Below are 557 nucleotides of genomic sequence, written 5' to 3' on the forward strand. Positions count from 1 at the left end.
CTATAAACACGTATACTAAGAAAAAGATCGTTTCATCCCTGAAAAGGTTGAAACGATCTTTTTTTATTCGCCATTTATAGATAGGGATTTCAACACTTTCTTCATGCTAAATTCTTATACCCCACGAGCAAATATCTTCCGTCTATCATAAGCAAAAGTAATCATCGCCGCGCTTAAAATGGCACATATCATATACATAAATGAGTAAGAGGTAGCATCGGCTATCGGGCCCATCACAACACCGCCAAGTGACATACCTAAATCGGCCGTAGCTATGAATAAACCAATTAGCACATTACGACTCATCTGAGGCAAAACAAAACTTAAATATGTTGTTAACGCCGGATAAAGAAGGGCTTGGGCTATTCCCATTAGTACAGCCCCCGCATAGAAATACATGCTACCTCCTTCCATCGAATAACTTACGCTTTGCGCTGCTGCTGTCAGTATGATCATAATACCCATGACAAAAAATGAATGCCATTTCCCGTCAGATGGAATCTTCTTTCTTAAAGCAAATCGTGTAATAACCACGACCMCCGCCTGAAGCATGAGAT

The 557-nt window shown here is 40.3% G+C and carries 1 protein-coding gene; it reads right to left on the reverse strand.

Annotated features, from left to right (window positions below; translation table 11 throughout):
• Nucleotides 1-114: 114 nt before the first annotated feature.
• The coding region (locus AC1DUA_RS40190) for an MFS transporter (protein WP_477504959.1) at nucleotides 115-557 on the reverse strand (443 nt) is incomplete at its 5' end.

It is taken from the genome of Paenibacillus sp. 01T422 (assembly GCF_056398785.1).